The 5,381-nt window shown below is 64.8% G+C and carries 4 protein-coding genes; 1 reads left to right on the top strand and 3 read right to left on the bottom strand.

The genetic code is table 11. The annotated features are described in order from the left end of the window. Positions 1-625: pyridoxal-phosphate dependent enzyme (locus EOA49_RS29960; protein ID WP_127243529.1), on the bottom strand; the 625-nt coding region annotated here is incomplete at its 3' end. Positions 626-796: 171 nt separating this feature from the next. Here EOA49_RS29960 and EOA49_RS29955 point away from each other — a divergent pair. Further along, positions 797-2,863 (top strand): BTAD domain-containing putative transcriptional regulator, encoded by a 2,067-nt coding sequence (locus tag EOA49_RS29955; protein WP_127241906.1) that lies wholly within the window; start codon positions 797-799, stop codon positions 2,861-2,863. A 150-nt stretch (positions 2,864-3,013) separates the two neighbouring features. Here EOA49_RS29955 and EOA49_RS29950 read toward each other — a convergent pair whose 3' ends face one another. Next, complete coding sequence (locus EOA49_RS29950; protein WP_127241905.1) at positions 3,014-4,051, bottom strand: MBL fold metallo-hydrolase; 1,038 nt, start codon at positions 4,049-4,051, stop codon at positions 3,014-3,016. 107 nt (positions 4,052-4,158) lie between these two features. Then, positions 4,159-5,340 carry a choline ABC transporter ATP-binding protein gene (gene choV / locus EOA49_RS29945; protein ID WP_127241904.1) on the bottom strand — a complete coding sequence of 394 codons (1,182 nt, stop codon included), beginning with the start codon at positions 5,338-5,340 and terminating at the stop codon, positions 4,159-4,161. Positions 5,341-5,381 lie beyond the last annotated feature (41 nt).

Genomic DNA, 5,381 nt, shown 5'->3' with positions numbered 1-5,381 from the left:
CATCCGGCCGCTCGCGGCGCAGCACCCGGCCGACGCCGGCCACGGTCCCGCCGGTGCCGTAGCCGGTGACCAGCACGTCGAGGCGCGACCCTGCGAAATCGTTGATGATCTCGCGCGCCGTGGTCGCCTCGTGGATGGCGGCATTGGCTTCCGTCTCGAACTGGCGCGCCAGGAACCAGCCGTTCGCGTCGGCGAGTTCCACCGCCTTCTTGTACATCCCGAAACCCTTCTGGGCGCGCGGCGTCAGCACCACCTTGGCGCCAAGCATGCGCATCAGCTTGCGGCGCTCGATCGAGAAGCTGTCGGCCATCGTCACCACCAGCGGGTAGCCCTTCTGCGCGCAGACCATGGCAAGGCCGATACCGGTGTTGCCGCTGGTCGCCTCGACGACGGTCTGGCCCGGCTTCAGCTTGCCGCTACGCTCGCCTTCCTCGATGATGTTGAGCGCCAGCCGATCCTTCACCGAGGCCGCCGGATTGAAGAACTCGGCCTTCACATAGATGGTCGCGTGGCCGGGGCCGAGATTGTTGATACGGATGACCGGCGTGTCGCCGACGGTGTCGAGAATGCTGTCGAACAGCCGGCCGCGACCGGCAGTGGTCCTGATTTTCAACTTCTGCAACATGGGCTTTTCTCCTCGCGATCTCACGCGCCGGTTACAGACCGGCGGCTTGGGCGGCGCGGTTTCGACACCTTGCCGCGTTAGGTTGCTTGACCTGCCGCGAATGCGGCAACGGCGGCATTCCGGCATGGAATTGGGCTGCCGGATGCTTCCTGTCGTCTTTGGTGATAGAACATGGACCAACTGGTGAGCGTTGGAGAAAGCGTGGGAACATACGTGGAATCCAGCCGATCGAGCCCGAACGACACTGCCGCCGGCCTGTCCTTGCGACTGCTTGGGCAACTGACGATCGCGCGTGGCGGCGAGCCGGTTAAATTGCCTTCTTCGCGCAAGTTGCGCGCGCTGCTGGCCTATCTGGCGCTCGCGCCACATCCCGTCAGCCGCAGCCGGCTTTGCGAGCTTCTGTGGGACGTGCCGAACGATCCGCGCGGCGAGCTTCGCTGGTGCCTGAGCAAGCTTCGCGGCGCGCTTAACCAACCGGGCCGGCAGAGGGTCGAGACCGAGGGCGACACCGTGGCGCTTCGTCTTGCCGATACGAACGTCGATGCCGTCGAAGCCGCCGCAGCGGTCGCCGAAGGGATCGAGACGCTCAGCCTCGGGCGTCTTCGGGCGCTTGCGCAGCTCTTCGCCGGCGATTTCCTTGACGGGCTGGAGCTCGATCGGAGCCCCCATTTCACCAGCTGGCTGACCGCGCAACGCCGCCGTTTCAGCTCGTGCCACGTCGCCGTTCTGGAGCACATCATCGGCCTGCTCCCCCAGGGAGCCGATGAAGCGGGCGCCTATCTGGACAGATGGCTGGAACTCGCGCCCTTCGATGGCCGCGCCCATGTGGCGCTTCTGGAAAACCTTGCGCGGCGGGGACAGATCGGCGCCGGTGAGGAGCATATCGCGACCGCGGCGGAACTCTTCCGCTCCGAGGAGCTGGATGTCGCTCCCTTGCGGGAAGCATGGCATGAGATCAAGGCACGCCATTCCAGCGCAACGCCATGCGCGCGATCCGGGCTAGCTCTTCCGGCCCCGCAAGCACCGATCGTTGCCGTCGAATCCGAACCCGCATCGGTGCGCCGGGCCTCGTTGGCGGTGATGCCGTTCGCGGAAAGCGCCGTCAATTTCCGTGGCGGGCTTGCCGATGGCTTGACCCACGACATCATAACGCGGCTCGCCAAGCTTCGCGATTTCTTCGTCATTGCCCGCGGATCGGTTTTCGCGCTGGCCGAGAAGGACATCGCGCCGGAGGACGCCGGGCGCCGGCTGAATGTCGACTATGTGGCGACAGGCTCGGTCCGCAGCCTTTCGGGCAGGGTGATCGTCTCGGTCGAGCTCGTCGAGGTCCGCACCGCGAGGATTGTGTGGGCCGAGACCTTCGAGCACAGGCCGGACGAGATCTTCACGGTGATAGACGACATCGGCAACAGCATCGTCTCTTCGATCGCCGCCGAGATCGCGACCGTCGAGCGAAACCGGGCAATGCTTAAGGCGCCGAATTCGCTGAATGCGTGGGAAGCCTATCATCGCGGGCTCTGGCACATGTACCGCTTCACCCGCCAGGAAAACGAACTGGCGCAGCAGTTCTTCAATGACGCCCTGAAGCTCGACCCGACCTTCGCCCGAGCCTATGCAGGCCTCTCCTTCACGCATTGGCAGAATGCCTTTCAGCGTTGGGGCGATCGCGACCGTGAGGCGTCGCTGGCTTTCGCAACTGCCGGTCACAGCCTCCTGGTCGATGACCGCAATCCGGCCGCGCACTGGGCGATGGGCCGCGCCTTGTGGCTGCGCGGCGAGCAGGACGGCTCGCTGCTCGAGTTGGCAAAGGCCGTCGACCTCAGCCCGAACTTCGCGCTCGGCCACTATGCCCTGTCCTTTGTCCATTCGCAGTCGGGCGATCCGCAATCGGCGATCGGCTCCTCCGATCACTCGCGCCATCTCAGCCCCTTTGACCCATTGCTGTTCGGCATGATGGGCGCGCGGGCCATGGCCCATGCGCGGCTGGGCGAATACGATGAAGCCGCCGAATGGGCGCTGAAAGCTGCGGCCAGGCCCAACGCGCATGTCATCATCCTGGCGATCGCCGCGCATTGCCTGGCGCTGGCCGGCCGCCAGAACGAGGCACGAAACTTCGCCGCCGCGATCCGCACCACGTGGCCCGACTATCGGGCGGACGATTTCATCGCCACCTTCCGCTTCGACCGGGACGGCGAAGCCCTGTTCCGCAGAGGCGCGAAGCTGATCGGATTGAATTGATTTTCTGGCACATCCAAAGGCGTGTTGCGATTGAGGTCAGGCCGAGCCGAGAATGGCGGGTTCCGAGAGCCGGAGCGGAGCGTACTTGAAGTCCATGAGCACCAGCAAACGCGCGTTTGCAGGTCGGCATCACCTGAATATCAACAGGTCTCAGTGCATCAGCGGACCGCTGGCCTTGCGCCACGCATCGATGCCGCCCTGGATGTGGCGGGCGCTCGATATTCCGCGATCCTGCGCCGCCTGCACGGCCATCGCCGAGCGCTCGCCGAAGGCGCAATAGAACAGGATCTGCTTGGCTGTCGATTTCGCCAGCTCGTGCAGCATGCCGCCGGCGGCGATATTCTCCTGCAGCCGCGCATAGGGCAGATGGATCGCGCCGGGGATGACGCCGTGGCGATCCCGTTCGGATTGCTCGCGCAGATCGATCAGCGCCACGTCGGGCCGACCGACCAGCGCCAGCGCCTGTTCGGCGGTCACTGCCCAGCCGCGGCTGGCGACGTCGTCCTGATGCAGCCCCACCCGCATGTTGGCCGGCACGGCCACATCCATCATCTTCGGATTGGACAGCTTCAGGTTGTTCATGATATTCACGTACTCGTCCACCGACTTCACCTGCAGGCGCGGATTGAAGGCCTTTTCCTCGCCGATCGTCGACACGGTCTCGCCCTTGTAGTCGTGTGCCGGAAAGATCAGCGTCTCGTCGGGAAGCTTGAGCAGGCGGCCGAAGATCGAGTCATATTGCTGGCGCGGATCGCCGTTCTGGAAGTCGGTGCGGCCGGTGCCGCGAATGAGCAGCGTGTCGCCGGTGAAGACGCGGTCCGGCAGGACGAAGCTGTAGGAATCGTCGGTGTGGCCGGGCGTATAGACGACGTCCAGCGCCAGTCCCTCGATGGCAAGCTTGTCGCCGTCGGCAAGCCGCATCGACACAACGTCGGCCATGGTCTGCTCACCCATCACGGTGACGCAATGCGTCATGTCGCGTAGCGCGCCGAGCCCGGTGATGTGGTCGGCATGAAGATGTGTGTCGACCGCTTTGACCAATCTGAGGTCGAGCTCGTTGACCAGCTGCAGGTAGCGTTCGACCTTCTCCAGCACCGGATCGATGATCAGCGCCTCGCCGCCGCGGCGGCTGGCGAGAAGATAGGAATAAGTGCCCGAAACGGAATCGAAAAGCTGACGGAAGATCATTTTATCGCCCCATGCGCGAGCGGCCCAACCCCGGCTGCCGACCAAGTCTAGAACAAGCATGAGGTGCCCGCCAGCGAACACTTCATGCTGATCTAAGGGCCGAGCTCCTACCGCCTGAGCACCGCGCTCAGCACGTCGCGGATGCCGATCGCGCCGACGAAGCGCGAGCCTTCGTCGAACAGCGCCACCGGTGCCGTCTGCGAGCGATGCATGGCGAGCATCACCGTCTTCAGCGACGTGCCGGGATTGGCCCAGAACACCTGCGCACCCTCCTCCGGCTGCCTCTCGACCTCGGCGCAGGATACCCACACCGCCGGCTTGCCGTCACGTTCGGCCGCGGCCACCAGGCCGTGCTCGTCGATCTTGAAGCGCGTCGTCTTGCGCCGGTCGAGCCAGACCCAGCCATTCTCGCCCTGCTCGAGATCGCGGCGGTCGCGCATCACGTTCCAGGCAGTGAGCACCGAGAGCGGATTCACATTGGCGATGAAGTCGCGGACATAGTCGTTGGCCGGCCTGAGCACGATGTCTTCCGGCGCGCCGGTCTGGACGATGCGCCCGCCTTCCATGATGGTGATGTGGCTGCCGATCTTCAGCGCCTCCTCGAGGTCGTGGCTGACGAAGATGATGGTCTTCTTCAGCGCCGCCTGGAGCTGCAGGAGCTCGTCCTGCAGCTTGGTGCGGATCAGCGGATCGAGGGCAGAGAACGGCTCGTCCATCAACAGGATCGGCGCCTCGGTGGCGAAGGCGCGGGCGAGGCCGACGCGCTGCTGCATGCCGCCCGAAAGTTCATGCGCGTATTTCTTCGACCACTGGTCGAGATGGACCAGCTGGAGCTGCTTCTGCACCCGTGCCCTGCGCTCGGCCTCCGGCACGCCGGCGAGCTCCAGGCCGAAGCCGACATTCTCCTCGACCGTTCGCCACGGTAGCAGGCCGAACTGTTGGAACACCATCGCCACCTGCTTCTGCCGCAGGCGTCTCAGCGTCGGCTCATCGCAGGTGACCACGTCGACCGTGCGGTCGCCGTCATTGACCAGCACCTGGCCTCGCGACACCACGTTCAACCGGTTGACGGCTCTCAGCAGCGTCGACTTGCCGGAGCCGGAAAGCCCCATCAGCACCGAGATCTCGCCCTCATGCACGGTGAGGTTGGCGCCGGCGCAGCCCAGCACGTTGCCGGTCTTTTCGAGGATTTCGGCGCGGGTTGCGCCCTGGTCGATCAGCGCGAGGGATTGCGCCTGGTCGGCACCGAAGACGATATCGACATTCTTGAAATCGACGGCGACGGTCATTTCTTGCCTCCAACGCCGATGCGGGTCATGCGATCGAGCAC

It is taken from the genome of Mesorhizobium sp. M1A.F.Ca.IN.020.04.1.1 (assembly GCF_003997315.1).
In the GTDB taxonomy this organism is placed as follows: Bacteria; Pseudomonadota; Alphaproteobacteria; order Rhizobiales; family Rhizobiaceae; genus Mesorhizobium.
This window is presented reverse-complemented; position numbering and strand designations above follow the sequence as displayed.

Bases quoted from the DNA above. Each gene is read 5' to 3' on its own strand.
- EOA49_RS29955 (WP_127241906.1), top strand. From the start codon at position 797: ATGGACCAACTGGTGAGCGTTGGAGAAAGCGTGGGAACATACGTGGAA.
- choV (WP_127241904.1), bottom strand. From the start codon at position 5,340: ATGACCGTCGCCGTCGATTTCAAGAATGTCGATATCGTCTTCGGTGCC.
- EOA49_RS29950 (WP_127241905.1), bottom strand. From the start codon at position 4,051: ATGATCTTCCGTCAGCTTTTCGATTCCGTTTCGGGCACTTATTCCTAT.